Source organism: Streptomyces monticola (genome assembly GCF_042665355.1).
In the GTDB taxonomy this organism is placed as follows: Bacteria; Actinomycetota; Actinomycetes; order Streptomycetales; family Streptomycetaceae; genus Streptomyces; species Streptomyces monticola.
Genome location: NZ_JBHTCF010000007.1, coordinates 143,533 through 159,032 on the forward strand (window position 1 = coordinate 143,533; position 15,500 = coordinate 159,032).

13 protein-coding genes are annotated in these 15,500 nt (G+C 70.1%); 5 read left to right on the forward strand and 8 right to left on the reverse strand.

Annotated elements, in window-relative coordinates:
• Positions 1-28: 28 nt before the first annotated feature.
• The 3 genes from ACFQVC_RS18690 to ACFQVC_RS18700 form a co-directional block, all read right to left on the reverse strand.
• The gene (locus ACFQVC_RS18690) at positions 29-2,632 is read right to left on the reverse strand and encodes a bifunctional FO biosynthesis protein CofGH (protein WP_381831591.1); all 2,604 of its coding nucleotides are present in this window, start codon (positions 2,630-2,632) and stop codon (positions 29-31) included.
• Between the two features lie 99 nt (positions 2,633-2,731).
• Complete coding sequence (locus ACFQVC_RS18695; RefSeq protein ID WP_381831592.1) at positions 2,732-3,073, reverse strand: helix-turn-helix domain-containing protein; 342 nt, start codon at positions 3,071-3,073, stop codon at positions 2,732-2,734.
• A 167-nt stretch (positions 3,074-3,240) separates the two neighbouring features.
• Positions 3,241-3,453 (reverse strand): type II toxin-antitoxin system RelE/ParE family toxin, encoded by a 213-nt coding sequence (locus ACFQVC_RS18700; RefSeq protein WP_381831593.1) that lies wholly within the window; start codon positions 3,451-3,453, stop codon positions 3,241-3,243.
• Positions 3,454-3,547: 94 nt separating this feature from the next.
• Here ACFQVC_RS18700 and ACFQVC_RS18705 point away from each other — a divergent pair, with 94 nt between their 5' ends.
• Positions 3,548-4,894, forward strand: a complete 1,347-nt coding sequence (locus tag ACFQVC_RS18705; protein WP_381831594.1) for a radical SAM protein — start codon at positions 3,548-3,550, stop codon at positions 4,892-4,894.
• Here ACFQVC_RS18705 and ACFQVC_RS18710 read toward each other — a convergent pair.
• Positions 4,887-5,747, reverse strand: a complete 861-nt coding sequence (locus ACFQVC_RS18710; RefSeq protein ID WP_381831595.1) for an LLM class F420-dependent oxidoreductase — start codon at positions 5,745-5,747, stop codon at positions 4,887-4,889. The genes ACFQVC_RS18705 and ACFQVC_RS18710 overlap by 8 nt on opposite strands.
• 150 nt (positions 5,748-5,897) lie before the next feature.
• On the opposite strand from ACFQVC_RS18710, the gene ACFQVC_RS18715 reads away from it, so the two are divergent.
• From ACFQVC_RS18715 to ACFQVC_RS18730, 4 genes are all read left to right on the forward strand, one after another.
• On the forward strand, positions 5,898-6,224 hold the full coding sequence (locus tag ACFQVC_RS18715) for a hypothetical protein (protein ID WP_381831596.1): 327 nt from the start codon (positions 5,898-5,900) through the stop codon (positions 6,222-6,224).
• Positions 6,225-6,327: 103 nt separating this feature from the next.
• Positions 6,328-7,866 (forward strand): CehA/McbA family metallohydrolase, encoded by a 1,539-nt coding sequence (locus ACFQVC_RS18720; RefSeq protein ID WP_381831597.1) that lies wholly within the window; start codon positions 6,328-6,330, stop codon positions 7,864-7,866.
• A 19-nt stretch (positions 7,867-7,885) separates the two neighbouring features.
• Positions 7,886-8,635: an IclR family transcriptional regulator gene (locus ACFQVC_RS18725; RefSeq protein WP_381831598.1), complete on the forward strand. Its 750-nt coding sequence runs from the start codon at positions 7,886-7,888 to the stop codon at positions 8,633-8,635.
• Between the two features lie 70 nt (positions 8,636-8,705).
• Positions 8,706-9,041, forward strand: a complete 336-nt coding sequence (locus ACFQVC_RS18730; RefSeq protein ID WP_381831599.1) for a putative quinol monooxygenase — start codon at positions 8,706-8,708, stop codon at positions 9,039-9,041.
• A gap of 24 nt (positions 9,042-9,065) precedes the next feature.
• Here ACFQVC_RS18730 and ACFQVC_RS18735 read toward each other — a convergent pair whose 3' ends face one another.
• The 4 genes from ACFQVC_RS18735 to ACFQVC_RS18750 form a co-directional block, all read right to left on the reverse strand.
• Positions 9,066-10,631 carry an APC family permease gene (locus ACFQVC_RS18735; RefSeq protein ID WP_381831600.1) on the reverse strand — a complete coding sequence of 522 codons (1,566 nt, stop codon included), beginning with the start codon at positions 10,629-10,631 and terminating at the stop codon, positions 9,066-9,068.
• Between the two features lie 215 nt (positions 10,632-10,846).
• Entirely contained in the window at positions 10,847-12,340 is a 1,494-nt protein-coding gene (locus ACFQVC_RS18740; protein ID WP_381831601.1) for an aldehyde dehydrogenase family protein, read from the reverse strand.
• Positions 12,337-14,076 (reverse strand): N-acyl-D-amino-acid deacylase family protein, encoded by a 1,740-nt coding sequence (locus ACFQVC_RS18745; protein WP_381831602.1) that lies wholly within the window; start codon positions 14,074-14,076, stop codon positions 12,337-12,339. Before ACFQVC_RS18745 ends, ACFQVC_RS18740 begins: the two co-directional genes overlap by 4 nt.
• A gap of 201 nt (positions 14,077-14,277) precedes the next feature.
• Complete coding sequence (locus tag ACFQVC_RS18750; protein ID WP_381831603.1) at positions 14,278-15,396, reverse strand: LLM class flavin-dependent oxidoreductase; 1,119 nt, start codon at positions 15,394-15,396, stop codon at positions 14,278-14,280.
• Positions 15,397-15,500 lie beyond the last annotated feature (104 nt).

The following is a 15,500-nucleotide window of genomic DNA, read 5'->3' on the forward strand; positions in this document are numbered from 1 at the left end:
CGGGCTCGTCCTCAATCGCCGGACGGGCTCATTTTGAGTCCACCACCGGCAACAGCTCAGGCAGATGCCCGTCCGAGTCCGCCGCCGCCCGCTGCCGCTCCCCCGGCACCTCGCCGTACAGCGTCGTGCGGGGCCTGGCAGGGCGGCCCGCCGCGTCCGCGATGGCGATGAGGTCCTTGATGGAGCGGTACGAGCCGTAACTGGAGCCCGCCATCCGGGAGATGGTCTCCTCCATGAGCGTGCCGCCCAGGTCGTTCGCGCCGGAGCGCAGCATCTCCGCCGCGCCCTCCGTGCCCAGCTTCACCCAGCTGGTCTGGATATGGGGGATGTGCGGGTGGAGGAGGAGCCGGGCCATGGCCGTGACGGCGCGGTTGTCGCGGGTGGTCGGGCCGGGGCGGGCGATGCCCGCGAGGTAGACCGGGGCGTTGGTGTGGATGAACGGCAGCGTCACGAACTCCGTGAAGCCGCCCGTCTCCTGCTGTATGCCGGCGAGGGTGCGCAGATGGCCGAGCCAGTGCCGGGGCTGGTCCACATGCCCGTACATCATCGTCGACGAGGTCCGCAGGCCCAGTTCGTGGGCGGTCTTCACGACCTCGATCCAGGTGGCCGTGGGCAGCTTGCCCTTGGTGAGGATCCAGCGGACCTCGTCGTCGAGGATCTCCGCGGCCGTGCCGGGCAGGGAGTCGAGCCCCGCCTCCTTGGCCTGCGTGAGCCATTCACGGATCGAAAGCCCGGTCCTGGTCGCGCCGTTGACGACCTCCATCGGCGAGAAGGCGTGCACATGCATGCCCGGTACGCGTTCCTTCACCGCACGCGCGATGTCGAAGTAGGCGCTGCCCGGCAGGTCGGGGTGGATGCCGCCCTGCATGCAGACCTCCACCGCGCCCACCTCCCAGGCCTGTTCGGCACGGTCGGCGACCTGGGAGAGGGACAGGGTGTACGCGTCGGCGTCGGTGCGGCGCTGCGCGAAGGCGCAGAAGCGGCAGCCGGTGTAGCAGACATTGGTGAAGTTGATGTTCCGCGTGACGATGTACGTGACGTCGTCACCGACCACGGACTTGCGTACGTCGTCGGCGATCCGGGTCAGGGCGTCGAGCGCCGGTCCGTCCGCGTGCAGCAGAGCGAGCGCCTCGTCGTCGGTGAGCCGGGTCGGGTCGTCGGCGGCGGTGGCGAGGGCGGCGCGTACGTCGCCGTCGATGCGCGAGGGCACCATGCCGGGCGCGGCGGCCTCGCGCAGGGACTCCCAGTCGCCGTACACCTCGTCGAAGTCGTCACGGCGGTCGGAGGTGCGGCCCTCGGTGTCGATGGTGGCGTGCAGATCGGTGCGCCCGGAGGGGACGAAGGTGTCCTCGGGCTCCTGCCAGGGCAGTCCGCGCACCTCGGCATCAGGGTTCGCGAGGCCGGTCGCCGGGTCGGCGAGGGCGCGCACGTGGGGCAGGACGCGCGGGTCGAGCCAGGGTTCGCCGCGCTGGATGAACTCCGGGTACACACAGAGGCGTTCTTCGAGCCGGAACCCCGACTCGGCCGACTTGGCGACGAGTTCGTCGATCTGGGGCCAGGGCCGCTCGGGGTTCACATGGTCCGGGGTGATCGGCGAGACGCCGCCCCAGTCGTCGATGCCGGCGCCGATGAGCCGGGCGTACTCGTCGTCGACGAGGTTGGGCGGGGCCTGCAGACAGCCCGACGGGCCCATGATGTGCCGGGCGACGGCGACGGTCGCCACGAGGTCGTCGAGCTCGGCGTCCGGCATCCCGCGCATCGCCGTGTCCGGCTTGGCGCGGAAGTTCTGCAGGATCAGCTCCTGAATGCCGTGGTAGGCGCGGGCGATCCGGCGCAGCGCGAACAGTGACTCGGCGCGCTCCTGCGGGTTCTCGCCGATGCCGAGGAGCAGCCCGCTGGTGAGCGGCACGGAGCTGCGGCCCGCGTCCTCCAGGTGCCGCAGACGCACGGCGGGTTCCTTGTCGGGCGAGCCGTGGTGCGGGCCGCCGGGCTCGCTCCACAGGCGCTGCGCCGTGGTCTCCAGCATCAGGCCCATGGACGGCGAGACGGGCTTGAGCCGCTGGAAGTCGGTCCAGGACATGACGCCGGGGTTGAGGTGCGGCAGCAGGCCCGTCTCCTCCAGGATGCGGATGGAGATGGCGCGTACGTACGCGATGGTGTCGTCGTAGCCGTGCGCGTCCAGCCACTCGCGGGCCTCGGGCCAGCGGTCCTCCGGCTTGTCGCCGAGGGTGATCAGGGCTTCCTTGCAGCCGAGTTCGGCGCCGCGGCGGCAGATGTCGAGCACCTCGTCGGGGGACATGAACATGCCGTGGCCGGCGCGGCGCAGCTTGCCGGGGACGGTGGCGAAGGTGCAGTAGTGGCAGCGGTCCCGGCACAGGCGGGTGAGCGGGATGAACACGCTCTTCGAGTACGTGAGGACGCCCGGTCGGCCGGCTGCCTCCAGGCCCGCGTCCCGCACCCGGGCGGCGGACGCGGCAAGATCCTCCAGATCAGCACCCCGCGCCTGCAGCAGCACGGTCGCTTCGGCCACATCGAGCGCGACCCCGTCCCTGGCTCGCTTGAGGGCTCTGCGCATGGAGTTGGCGGTGGGCGGCTGCACGGAGGGGGGCACGGGGGCCTGTTGATCCGTCATGGACCGAGGATACGAGCGGGTCAAGGGGGTGGCTGCGCCCCGGTGGTATGGGGAGTTGCACACGGGTGCGGGGAATTCTCCTCGCCGCGTGGGTGACGCTCAGGCCGCGTCGGTGCCATGTGCCGTGAAGACGACCTCGGTGCTGTCGTCGTCGAGCGCGATGTTGAGCGACGCGTCGAGGGCGCCGGCCAGCCTGGCGAGAAGAGGCAGGGTCGGCACGGTGTCGGACCCCTCGATCCGTGAGACCTTCGCCTGCGTGAGCCCGGCCCGCTCCGCGAGCTGGGTCTGGGTGAGCCCGAGCTCGGTGCGCCGCTCGTACACGGCTCGGGCGAGCGCCATCGACAGCCGGATCTCGCGCCGGGCTTCGACTACGTCGTCCGGCTCCCTGAACCCCTCGGCGAGCTTGCGCTCGCGCAGGCTCTTCCATCGGCTGTGGCTCATGGTCAGACTTCCCCTTCCTCGACGACCCGCAGAAACTCCTCGTGGGCGGGACCATGCTCGGCCGCGCAGACCTTCTGCGGGGGTTTGGCACGCGCCACCTCGGCGTCCTCAGGCATCCGCGTCTTCCGGAACACCGTCAGGAGCACCGCCGTGCGGTGTGGGGTCAGTCAATACGTGATGCGTATCTCCGCACCGCCCAGCGTCGGGCGCAGCTCACGCACGCCATCACCAAGATGACGTGCGTACGGCTCGCCCAGAGTCGTCGGGTGTTCGGCGAGCAGGCCGGCGTACTCGTCGACCTTGAGGAAGTGCCGGGGCGGAAGAGTGGCGAGCCACGCGCGCACCTCGGGCTCGATCTCGATCACGTAGAGCTGGTCCACGCACCCAGCCTATATGTCGCTGACGACATATTCAGGTCGAACGGCGAAAGGCCCCGGTCCCGGGTCCGGCCGCCCACTCTGTTCCAATGGGGACATGGAGAGCCCTAGCCGCACAGCCCTGGTCGAAGATCTGATGGAGCGCTTCCCGCACGTACCGCGCGAGGCCGTGATCAAGGAAGACCTGCTGCGTGGCGGCATGGCCTTCGACGATTCCGCGCTCAGCGGCGGGGCCGACGGGACCGGCGGCGACGTCAAGCCGAAGTCGTACTTCATCTTCTCCTTCGACCACCGCACCCTGCCGGAGCTGGGCAAGGCCGCCCTGAACCGGCCGCCGGAGGAGATCGTCCTCACCGGCGGCCCCTACGAGCTGCGCCGCACCGTCGTCTCCGTGCGGGTCAACCCCGATTCGCCGTATGTCGTCAAGGGCGGCGAGGACGGCAGCCTCGGCCTGTATCTCGACGGCCGGCGGATCTCGGACGTCGGTCTGCCGCCGATGCCGGAGTACTACCGGCACAAGCTGTCCAACGGGAAGTCCGTGATGGAGGTGGCACCCACCATCCAGTGGGGCTACCTGATCTATCTCACCGTCTTCCGGGTGTGCCAGTACTTCGGCGCCAAGGAGGAGTGCCAGTACTGCGACATCAACCACAACTGGCGCCAGCACAAGGCGGCCGGGCGGCCGTACACCGGTGTGAAGCCCTCGGACGAGATCCTTGAGGCGCTGCAGATCATCGACACGTACGACACCGCGAAGACCTCCACCGCCTACACCCTGACCGGCGGCTCCATCACCTCGAAGGTCGGCGGCAAGGACGAGGCCGACTTCTACGGCAGCTACGCCAAGGCCATCGAGGAGATGTTCCCGCGCCGCTGGATCGGCAAGGTCGTCGCGCAGGCGCTGCCCCTGGACGACGTCAAGCGCTTCCACGACTACGGCATCCAGATCTACCACCCGAACTTCGAGGTGTGGGACAAGCGGCTCTTCGAGCTGTACTGCCCGGGCAAGGAGCGCTACGTCGGCCGTGCCGAGTGGCACAAGCGGATCCTGGACTCCACCGAGGTGTTCGGGGCCCGCAATGTGATCCCGAACTTCGTCGCCGGTGTCGAGATGGCCGAGCCGTACGGCTTCCGGACCGTCGACGAGGCCATCGCCTCCACGCATGAGGGCCTGAGGTTCTTCATGTCGAACGGCGTCGTGCCGCGCTTCACCACCTGGTGCCCGGAGCCGACCACCCCGCTCGGCAAGGCCAACCCGCAGGGCGCCCCGCTGGAGTACCACATCCGGCTCCTGGAGACCTATCGCGCGACCCTGGAGGAGTTCGGTCTCACCTCCCCGCCCGGCTACGGCCCGGCCGGGCCGGGGCGCGCGGTGTTCTCCGTGAGCTCCTTCATGGACTCCATCCCGGAGGGCGCCGAGGCGGAGGCGAGCACCACTACGTGAGGTGCCGGGCGTACGCGTCCAGTACGCCCATCACCTCCCGCTCCCCCGCGGGCGGCAGCTGCAGGATCACCTCGTCGACGCCCGACTCCCGGTAGTGGGCGAGCTTTCCGGCGCTCGGCTCGACCGCGGACAGGGCCACATACAGATCGTCCGGGTCGCGGCCCGCGTCCGCCCAGGCGGCGCGCAGCGCGGGCAGCGACGTGCCGAGCCCGGAGCCGCCGACCGGCATCCAGCCGTCCGCGTACGCGGCGATCCGCGCGAAGCCGGCCGGCCCCGCGGGGGCACCGATCAGGGTCCGCGGGCCGTACAGCGGCGGCCCGCTCTTGCGCCGCCGCGGTGCCCGCACCGGCTTCGGGTACGCCTCACTCGCCCGTACGCCCCTCAACTCACCCTCGTACGCGGTCGGTTCATCCGCCCAGAGCGCCCGCATCACGGCCATGGACTCACGTACGAGCGCCCGCCGCCGGGCCCAGTCGACGCCGTGGTCCTCGGCCTCCTCACGGTTCCAGCCGTAGCCGATGCCCAGGGTGAGGCGGCCACCGGACAGATGGTCGAGGGTGGCGATCTGCTTGGCCAGGTCGATCGGGTCGTGCTGGGCGACCAGGGTGATGTTGGTGCCGAGCCCCAGGCGCTCGGTGACCGCGGCGGCCTGCGCGAGCGCCACGAAAGGGTTCAGCATCCGGCCGCACTCCGGGGGCAGCACTCCGCCCGGGTACGGGGACTCGCGGGAGACGGGGATGTGCGTGTGCTCGGGGAGGTAGAGCCCGGCGAAGCCCCGCTCCTCCAGGGCCCTGGCAAGCCGCACCGGGCCGATCGTCTGGTCCGTCATGAAGACCGTCGTGGAGATCCGCATGCGGCATCCCTAGCCGGATCGGCTCCATTAGTCCATGGCGCGAACTCCACAGCCGGTCCATGGCGTGTGCCCCCGGCCCATGGCGCGTACTCGCACGACAGGGTGACCGTGCCCTATGAGTCACCGGCGCGATACGTCATCATGCCTGCCATGTCTGCCATGCGACTTCGCTTCGCGACCGTACTGCTGCTCCTGGGCGCCCTCTTCGGCGGTGCCGCGCCCGCCGTGTCCGCGGCGCCTTCCGCGGCGTACGCCAACACCCCTCAACCCGCCGTCACGAACGGCCAGTTCAAGGCGGCACCGGTCACCGGCTCGACGGCCGACGCGTACACCCAGCAGGCCATGAAGCCGAAGAAGAAGAAAAAGAAGAAGAGCTCCTTCGGCACGGTGGTACTGCTGCTCTTCATCGTCGTCGTGCTGCTCGTCATCGTGCTCTTCGCCCGCAACCGCGGCCGCCGCTCGAAGAACGGCGACTGAGCGCAAGCCGCCCGTCCCCTTCCCTTGCCGGGGAGTTCACGGCTCAATACCAGGGTTGCCGTACGTCCCGTCCGTACCGCCCGCCCTCTGGGGAGCCGCCGCCATGTGCATGGACGAACACCACCCGCAACACGCCTCACGACACCGCCTGAACAGACGCGGACTGCTCGTGACGTCGGCCGCCGCCGCGCTTACGTTGAACAGCGTGAGCTTCGCGAGCGCCGATGAGCGCGGCACGGAACGACGCGACGACGAAGAAACCAAAGTGGTGCGCGGAACGCTGCCCACCGGGTCCCCGGACTATGTCTATCTGCCCGTCGAAGTCCCTTCCGGTGTGCGGGAGTTGCACGTCGCGTACACCTACACCAAGACGCCGGTGCCGCCGGGCACCCAGGGCAACGCCCTCGACATCGGCATCTTCGACGAGCGCGGCACCGGCCTCGGCGGCAAGGGCTTCCGCGGCTGGTCGGGCGGCGCCCGCACCGAGTTCTTCATCCGCGCCGACGACGCGACACCCGGCTACATCCCGGGCCGCATCAAACCCGGCACCTGGCACATCGCGCTCGGCCCCTACACGGTCGCACCCGAAGGCCTCCCCTACGAGGTCACCATCACGCTGCGGTACGGCACCCCCGGCACCGCCCCGAAGCCGAAGTACCCGCCGGAGCGCGCCAAGGGCCGCGGCCGCGCCTGGTACCGCGGCGACTGCCATCTGCACTCCTGGTACTCGGACGGCCGCCGCACACCCGCGGAGATCGCCGCCCTGGCACGGGCGGCGGGCCTCGACTTCATCAACAGCTCCGAGCACAACACCCATGCCGCGCACGCCCATTGGGCCGACCAGGCGGGTGACGACCTGCTGATCCTGCTCGGCGAAGAGGTCACCACCCGCAACGGCCATGTCGTCGCCCTCGGCACGGACCCCGGCACCTTCATCGACTGGCGCTACCGCGCCCGCGACAACCGCTTCGGCCACTACGCCCGCGAGATCCGCCGGGCCGGCGGCCTGGTCGTACCCGCCCATCCGCATGCCACCTGCATCGGCTGCAACTGGAAGTTCGGCTTCGGCGAGGCGGACGCGGTGGAGGTGTGGAACGGCCCCTACACCCCCGACGACGAGGTGTCCCTGCAGGCCTGGGACAACACCCTGCAGTCCGCCAGGGGCGGCCGCTGGACCCCGGCCATGGGCAACAGCGACGCCCATCGCGACCCCGACCGCGTCGGCGGCCCGCAGACCGTCGTCCTCGCCGACGACCTGACCCGCGAGGCGATCCTGGCGGGCATCAAGGCGGGCCGCTCCTACGTCGCCGAGTCCTCCGCGCTCTCCCTGGACTTCTCCGCGGCCGGCGGCAAGGGCGCGCGTGCGGGCATCGGCGAACGCCTCGCCGTCGACGCGGACGCCCCCGTGACGGTGCGCCTCGACGTCAAGGGCGCCCCCGGCTGCACGATCCGCTTCGTCACGGACCAGGGCACCCTGTTCACGTCGCCCGCCCTGCCCGAGTCGGGCACGGGCACCGTCGAGTGGCGCACGACGCCCGCGTACGCCTCATACGTACGCGCGGAGGTACGCCGAGCGGCGCAGGTGCCGGGACTCCCCGGGCCACTGGCCGCCTTCACGAACCCGGTCTTTCTGGGCGAGTAGGGCGGTTTACGGTGGGAGCATGACCGCCCCCGCCACCGGCCCCGCAGGCCCTCGGTCCGTCGACCGGGCCCTGGAGATCCTGGACGCCGTGGCCGACGCTCCCCGGCCGGTCCCCGCCAAAACGCTGGCCCGGGAGCTCGGCTGCGCCCTGTCCACCGTCTACCACCTGCTCGGCCCGCTCACCGCCCGCGGCCATCTGATCCGCACCCCGGAGGGCTATGCGCCGGGGCCCCGGGTGCCGGCCCTGCACCAGGCGTTCCGCAGCCATCTGCAGATCGGGCCCGGCATCGGGGAACTGCTGCTCCGGGTACGGCGGGAGGCCGGGGCCGAGGCGTACTTCACGACGTACCACGACGGCCGTATCACCGTGATCGACACCACCGCGCCCGCCGCGGGCCCCGAGCCGTGGACACCGGGCATCGAGCGGCGGGCGCACGCCACGGCCCACGGCAAGGCGCTGCTCGCCGCGCTGCCCAGGACCGCACGCCGCCGCTACCTCGACGACCACGGCATGCCCCGGCTCACCGAGCGCACCATCACCACCGGCGACCGCTTCGAGGCCGAGCTGGCCCGGGTACGGGCCCAGGGCCTCGCGGTCTCGGTGGGCGAGGCGGACCCGGCGTACACCTGCCTGGCGGTGACCCTGCCGGACCGGCCGCGTGCGGGCGTGGTGCAGGCGGTGTCCGTGGCGGTGCCGACGCGGACGTTCCGGCGGCGGCAGGGGGAACTGCGGTCCGTGGTCCGCCGGGCGGCGGCCGGGCGGCTGTGAGTTTCCGACGGTGCCGGAATTCCGTGGCGTCCGGCTGGCCGCGGGGCTGTGGAGCGCGCACCCTGAACCCATGATTTTCATCGCCGTACGCTTCACCGTTCACGCCGACCGCAGCGACGAGTGGTTCGACCTCGTCGACGACTTCACCCGCGCGACGCGCGCCGAGCCCGGGAATCTGTTCTTCGACTGGTCCCGCAGTGCGGACCATCCGCATCAGTTCGTTCTGCTGGAGGCTTTCGCGGACCGCGACGCCGGGGCGGCGCACGTTCAGTCCGACCACTTCAAGGCGGGCCTGGACGCCATGGCCGAGGCCATCGCGGACACCCCGGAGATCATCAACGTGGAGATCCCCGAGGCCGAGGGCTGGGGCAAGATGGCGGAGCTGACGCCGAAGCGGCCCGCCTGATCCGCCTGCGGCGGGGTTGGGGAATCAGTCCGCGACCACCAGCGCCGGGGTGTTCCTCGTCAGGACTTCCCCCCGGAAGAACGCCGGGCTTCGCCGCTCCGTGATGATCATGATGACCAGGCCGAGGACCAGCAGGCCGACGCCGATCACGAACACCGAGCCGACGCCGAGGACCGATGAGCCGCTGCCGTAGGCCGGGTCCCACATGTCGTAGAGGGTCTTGCCGAAGACCGCGGTCAGGAGCGTGCCGCCGAGCAGCGGGAACAGGCCCTTGAACACGAAGTCCCGTGCGGAGCGGGTGAGTTCGCGGCGGAAGTACCAGGCGCAGGCAAAGGCCGTCAGGGCGTAGTAGAAGCAGATCATGAGGCCGAGCGCGTAGATCGTGTCGACCAGGACGTGCTCGCTGACCAGCGTCATCACGGTGTAGAAGACGCCGGTGGCGACGCCCGCGACGACCGTGGCGCGCCCCGGCGTCTTGAACCGCGGGTGGACCCGGGCGTACGCGGGCGGCAGGGCTTCGTACGTCGACATGGCGAGGACCGTGCGGGCCACCGGAATGAACGTGGTCTGCAGGCTGGCGGCGGCCGAGGCGAGTACCGCGACGAAGAGCAGGATGCCGAGCACCGGGCCCATCACCGGGCCCGCCAGGGCGGCGAAGACATTGTCGGAGGTGTCGGGGTTGCCGAGGCCGAGGTCCTTGTCGCCGGCGCCGACGGCCATCTGGGCGGCGACCGCGGTGGCGAGGTAGGAGCCGACGAGCACGACCATCGCGATGAGCGCGGCACGTCCTGGCGTCTTCTCGCTGCCGCTGGTCTCCTCGTTGGCCGTCAGGCAGGCGTCCCAGCCCCAGTACATGAAGATCGAGAGGGAAAGGCCGGCCGTGAAGGCGGCGAAGGACTGCACGGCGAACGGGTTCAGCCACGACCAGGAGAAGTCGAGTCCCGTGCCGAACTCGCCCGCGCCCGCCTTCTGGAAGGCCATCGCCACGAAGACCGCGAGGACGATGAGCTGGAGGCCGACGAGTGCGTACTGCACGCCCTTCGTGGCCGTCATGCCGCGGTAGCTGATGGCCGTCGCGGCGGCGATGAGGGCGAGGCACGTGACGATGTGCAGGGCCTTGTTGCCGTCGAGGGCGGCGATCCGTTCGCTGCCGGTGATCTCGCCCGCGAGCAGCCAGAAGTACGAGGTCGCGACCCCGGCGAGATTCGAGAGCACGATGATCGTGGCGATCACCAGGCCCCAGCCGCACATCCACCCCACGCGCGGCCCGAAGGCCTGCACGGTCCAGGTGAAGGAGGTGCCGCAGTCCGGCATCACCTTGTTGAGCTCGCGGTAGGCGAAGGCCACGAGCAGCATCGGCAGAAAACCGGCCAGGAAGACCGCGGGCATCTGCACGCCGACCTCGCCCGTCGTGGAGCCGAGGGTCGAGGTCAGGCAGTAGACGGGGGCGACGGTGGAGATACCGATGACGGCACTGCCGACGAGTCCGACGGAGTTACCGCCGAGCCCTTTGGTCCGTACGCCACCGTCCGCGGAGTGCACGCCCCGTACCGTGTCTCCGCCCTGGGGTCGGGTTTCCAGCTGCGTCATGAACAGGACGTTAAGCGGTGCGGTTTCCACATCCGGAGGATCTGCGTCCGCTCCTTGAACCTTGAATTACTGGGCACGAAACGGAAGTTGATCAGTGTTTTGAAGAGAGTCGCTGCGATCTACCGCGCCATTGCCAGGCGCAAGCCTGGTCTTCCGGTATGCGGGAACCGCAGCAACGCCCCTTTTGTCCAGATTCAAAATTTTCCCGTACGCGCTCAGCCCGGCCAGACGATCGACTGCAGCTCGCTGTACGCGTGCAGGGCGTACGAACCCACGTCCCGGCCCACACCGCTCTGCTTGAAGCCGCCGAAGGGCGCCTCCATGTTGCGGCCGATGGTGTTCACGCCGACGCCGCCCGCGCGCAGCCTGCGGGCGATACGGAAGGCGCGGGCGACATCCCCCGACCACACGTAGTCGATCAGGCCGTAGTCGCTGTCGTTGGCGAGGCGTACGCCCTCTTCCTCCTCGTCGAAGGGGATCACCACGACCACCGGGCCGAAGATCTCCTCGCGCGCCACCCGCATGTCGTTCGTGCAGTCGGCGAGCAGGGCGGGGGCGACATAGAAGCCCTTGTCCAGGCCCTCGGGACGGTCGCCGCCCACGACCACCCGCGCGCCCTCCTTGCGGCCGAGCTCCACATACGACTCCACCCGGTCCCGGTGCGCCGCCGAGATCACCGGGCCGACCACCGTGCCCTTCTCGGCCGGGTCGCCGACCGTCATATGGCCGAGGTAGGCCGTGAGCTTCTCCAGGAGCTGTTCGTAGATACCGCGCTGGGCGAGGACCCGGGTGGGGGCCGTGCAGATCTGGCCGCTGTAGAAGGCGTACGTCGTGCCGATGCCCATGACCGCGGAGGCAAGGCCCTCATCGTCCAAGTCGTCGAAGACGACCGCCGCCCCCTTGCCGCCCAGCTCCATGAGCTGCCGCTTCATCGTGCGGCCGCACACCTCCCCGATGCGCTGCCCGACCGCCGTGGACCCCGTGAAGCTGACCATGTCGACGTCCGGGGAGTCCACGGCCGCCTCGCCCACGCCGACCGAGGTGCCCGAGACCACGTTGACCACGCCGCGCGGTACGCCCGCCTCCTCCAGGGCCGCCGCCATCCGGTACACGGAGAGCGGGTCCTGCGGGGCGGGCTTCACGAGCACCGTGTTGCCCATGGCCAGGGCGGGCGCCACCTTGCCCGCGGGGTTCGCCCAGGGGTTGTTGTACGACGTGATGCAGGTGACGACGCCCACGGGCTGCCGGACGGCGAGCGCACCGAGCACGCCCGCCTTGCCCATCGGCCCCGCCTCGGTGATCTGCGGGGGCAGCGCGTTCTCGACGGGTTCCAGGGCGCCCCTGGCGTACCGCTTGAACCGCGCGACCCCCACCGCGACCTGCATCCCGCGGGCGATGCCCGGGGTGGCGCCGGTCTCGGCCTGGGCGAGCGCGGCGGCCTGTCCCGCGTCCCGCTGCATGATGTCCGCGGCCTTGTCGAGGATCCGCGCCCGCTCCTCGGGCGTCGTACGCGACCAGCCGTCGAAGGCCGCACGCGCCGCTGCGGCCGCCGCGCGCACCTGATCCGGCGAGGCCTCGGGGGCGAGCCCGACGACCTCTTCGGTGGCCGGGTTCAGGACCTCGTAGTGACCGTCGTCCGGATCGGTCCACTCGCCGTCGATGAACAGCCGCTGCGGGGAGGGGAGTTGGGATTCAGAGGCTCGGCTCACTTGGTGCTCACCGTCCTGGTGTCCTGGCCCGAGCGCAGCACCTTGCCGGGGACGGCCCCGCTGACCACGTCCTCGCGGATGGCCTCGACGCCGTTGACCCACACCGCGTTGACGCCGATCGCCTTGGAGTCGAGGCGCGGGCTGTCGCCCGGCAGATCGTGCACGAGGGTCGCCTTGCCGGCGTCGATCTTCTCCGGGTCGAAGAGGACGAGGTCGGCGTGGTATCCCTCGGCGATCCGGCCGCGGTCGATCAGGCCGAAGAGCCGGGCCGGGTCGTCGGTGAGCATCTTCACCGCGTTCTCCAGGCTGGTCAGCCTGCGGCCGCGCAGACAGTCCCCGATGAAGCGGGTGGTGTACGGGGCCCCGCACATCCGGTCCAGATGCGCGCCCGCGTCGGAGCCGCCGAGCATCACGTCCTCGTGCTCCCAGGCCTGCTTGCGCAGCTCCCAGGACGCGGGGTCGTTGTCCGTCGGCATGGGCCACAGGACCGTGCGCAGCTCGTCGTTGGCGCAGATCTCCACCAGGCACTGGAAGGGGTCCTGGCCGCGCTCGGCCGCGATGTCGTTCACGACCCGCCCCGTCAGCCCTTCGTTCTCCTTGCTGTACGTGTCGCCGATGACGTACCGCCCGAAGTCGGTGAGCCGCCGGAAGACGCCCGCCTCCTTGCTGTCGGCCCGCTTGAGCATCTCGGCGCGTACGTCGGGGTCGCGCAGCTTCGCGATCCGCTCGGGCACGGGCAGGCCGAGGATGTCGCCCCAGCCGGGAATCAGATTCAGCGCGCAGAAGGTGCCGAGGGACATGTTCATGGGGGTGAGGATCGGCATCGTGAGGGCCACGATCCGGCCACCGGCCTTGCGGGCGCGCTCACTTGGCAGCAGCTGCCGGGGCACGCGCTCGGGGACGGCGGCGTCGATGGTGAGGACGTTCCAGTTCAGCGGGCGCCCGGCCGCGGCGCTCATCTCCACGAACAGTTCGATCTCGTCGTCGCTGAACTGGTCGAGACAGCCGGCGACGATCGCCTCCAGCTGGGTGCCCTCGTGCTCGGCGACCGCCCTGGACAGGGCGAGCAGTTCTTCCGGCCCGGCATGCCGGGAGGCGACCGGCTTCCCGTCGCCGTCGGAATGCGTGGAGGACTGGGTGGTGGACAGGCCCCAGGCGCCTTCCTCCATGGCCCGGTGGAAGAGGGCGAGCATCTCGTCCATCTGCTCGGGGGTGGGCTGACCGCCGACGGCGTCCTCGCCCATGACGTACCGGCGCAGGGCGCAATGCCCCACCATGAAACCGGCGTTGACGGCTATCCGGCCGTCGAGGGCGTTCAGATACTCGCCGAACCCCGACCAGTTCCAGGGCGCGCCCTCTTCAAGGGCGACCAGGGACATGCCCTCGACCTTGGACATCATGCGGCGCGTGTAGTCGGCGTCGCCGGGGCGCGCGGGGTTGAGGGGCGCGAGCGTGAAGCCGCAGTTGCCGCCGGCGACGGTGGTGACGCCGTGGTTGAGGGACGGGGTGGCGTAGGGGTCCCAGAACAGCTGGGCGTCGTAGTGGGTGTGCGGGTCGACGAAGCCGGGCGCGAGCACCTTGCCGGTGGCGTCCTCGGAGCTCCTTGACTCCTCGGTCACGGTGCCGGGTTCGGCGATCACGGCGATACGGCCGCCGCGGATGCCGACGTCCGCGACGCGGCCGGGGGCACCGGTTCCATCGACTACGGTCGCGCCCTTGATGAGGTGGTCGAGCATGGAGCTCCCCTTCTGGTGCGGTACGTGTACGTGTAGGCGTGACGCTGTCCCGGCCGAGGCCGCCGCGGGGGCCTCGGGCCGGGACAGTCACGGGGTCGCGGTCCGGGATGTCCACGGCCCCGCGCTGGGGGTGAGAACCGCCGGAGGACGACGAGGGCGACGAGAACGCCGAGAACGACGAGGCCGCCGGAGGCCGACGGCCTACGCCGACTGACGGAACCGGGTCGTCCGGTGCACCGGATCCGTATCGATCTTCGGGATCACATGCTCCCCGACGAGCCGGATCGTCTGCAGCGTCTCCTCCTTGGAGATCCCGATCGGCAGCCCGAACGACAGCTGATCCGCCCCCGCCTGCTCCCACCGCTTGCACTGCATCAGGACCTCGTCCGGATCGCCGCAGATCAACAGCTCCTCGGCGATGAGGAGTTCGATGATCTCCTCGTTGAACTCCGGCAGTGTCTCCGGCCACACGGGAAAGCCCTCGGGCCGCGGGAACGTGTCGTGGTAGCGGAAGACGAGCGACTGCAGATAGTGCAGTCCGCCCTGGGCCGCGATCCGCACGGCCTCCTTGTGCGTGGGCGCGCAGATCGCCGTGGACGTCACCATGACGTTGTCGTTGACGTAGTCACCGATGGGCTCGGCGTCCTTGATGGCGCCCTTGTACTGCTCCAGGACCCACTCCATGTCGGAGACCTTCTGAACGCTGAAGCCGAGCACGCCGAGGCCCTTGCGGGCGGCCATGGCGTACGACGGCGGCGACCCGGCGGCGTACCACATCGCGGGGTGGGACTTGCCGTACGGCTTGGGCAGGATCTTGCGCGGTGGCAGCGACCAGTGCTTCCCCTGGAACCCCACGTACTCGTCCTGGAGCCACATCTTGGGGAACTCGGCGATGGTCTCTTCCCAGATCTCCTTGGTGTAGTTCATATCCGTGACGCCGGGTATGAAGCCGAGGATCTCGTGGGAGCCGGCGCCGCGCCCGGAGCCGAACTCATGCCGTCCCTCGGAGAGATGGTCGAGCATGGCGACCTTCTCGGCGACCTTCACCGGGTGGTTGACCTGGGCGAGCGGGTTGAAGATGCCGGAGCCGAGATGGATCCGCTCGGTGGCGTGCGCGAGGTAGCCGAGGAAGACATCGTTGGCCGAGAGGTGGGAGTACTCCTCCAGGAAGTGGTGCTCGGAGGCCCAGGCGTACTTGAACCCCGACTTGTCCGCCTGGATGACGTACTCGGTCTCCTCCATCAGCGCCTTGTGCTCGGCGAGCGGATCGGTCTCGGCCCGCTTTCCGACGTATCCCTGTACAAAGAGCCCGAATTCCAAGGAGGTTCACCGTCCCTAGTTTTCTGACGCATCGTCAGATCTCGATGCGGTCGACTGTTCCACCGCGCACGGGAGCCGTCAATACCTGACGGCTCGTCAGATAC

Bases quoted from the DNA above. Each gene is read 5' to 3' on its own strand.
- ACFQVC_RS18690 (WP_381831591.1), bottom strand. From the start codon at position 2,632: ATGACGGATCAACAGGCCCCCGTGCCCCCCTCCGTGCAGCCGCCCACC.
- ACFQVC_RS18695 (WP_381831592.1), bottom strand. From the start codon at position 3,073: ATGAGCCACAGCCGATGGAAGAGCCTGCGCGAGCGCAAGCTCGCCGAG.
- ACFQVC_RS18705 (WP_381831594.1), top strand. From the start codon at position 3,548: ATGGAGAGCCCTAGCCGCACAGCCCTGGTCGAAGATCTGATGGAGCGC.
- ACFQVC_RS18710 (WP_381831595.1), bottom strand. From the start codon at position 5,747: ATGCGGATCTCCACGACGGTCTTCATGACGGACCAGACGATCGGCCCG.
- ACFQVC_RS18715 (WP_381831596.1), top strand. From the start codon at position 5,898: ATGTCTGCCATGCGACTTCGCTTCGCGACCGTACTGCTGCTCCTGGGC.
- ACFQVC_RS18720 (WP_381831597.1), top strand. From the start codon at position 6,328: ATGTGCATGGACGAACACCACCCGCAACACGCCTCACGACACCGCCTG.
- ACFQVC_RS18725 (WP_381831598.1), top strand. From the start codon at position 7,886: ATGACCGCCCCCGCCACCGGCCCCGCAGGCCCTCGGTCCGTCGACCGG.
- ACFQVC_RS18730 (WP_381831599.1), top strand. From the start codon at position 8,706: ATGATTTTCATCGCCGTACGCTTCACCGTTCACGCCGACCGCAGCGAC.
- ACFQVC_RS18735 (WP_381831600.1), bottom strand. From the start codon at position 10,631: ATGACGCAGCTGGAAACCCGACCCCAGGGCGGAGACACGGTACGGGGC.
- ACFQVC_RS18745 (WP_381831602.1), bottom strand. From the start codon at position 14,076: ATGCTCGACCACCTCATCAAGGGCGCGACCGTAGTCGATGGAACCGGT.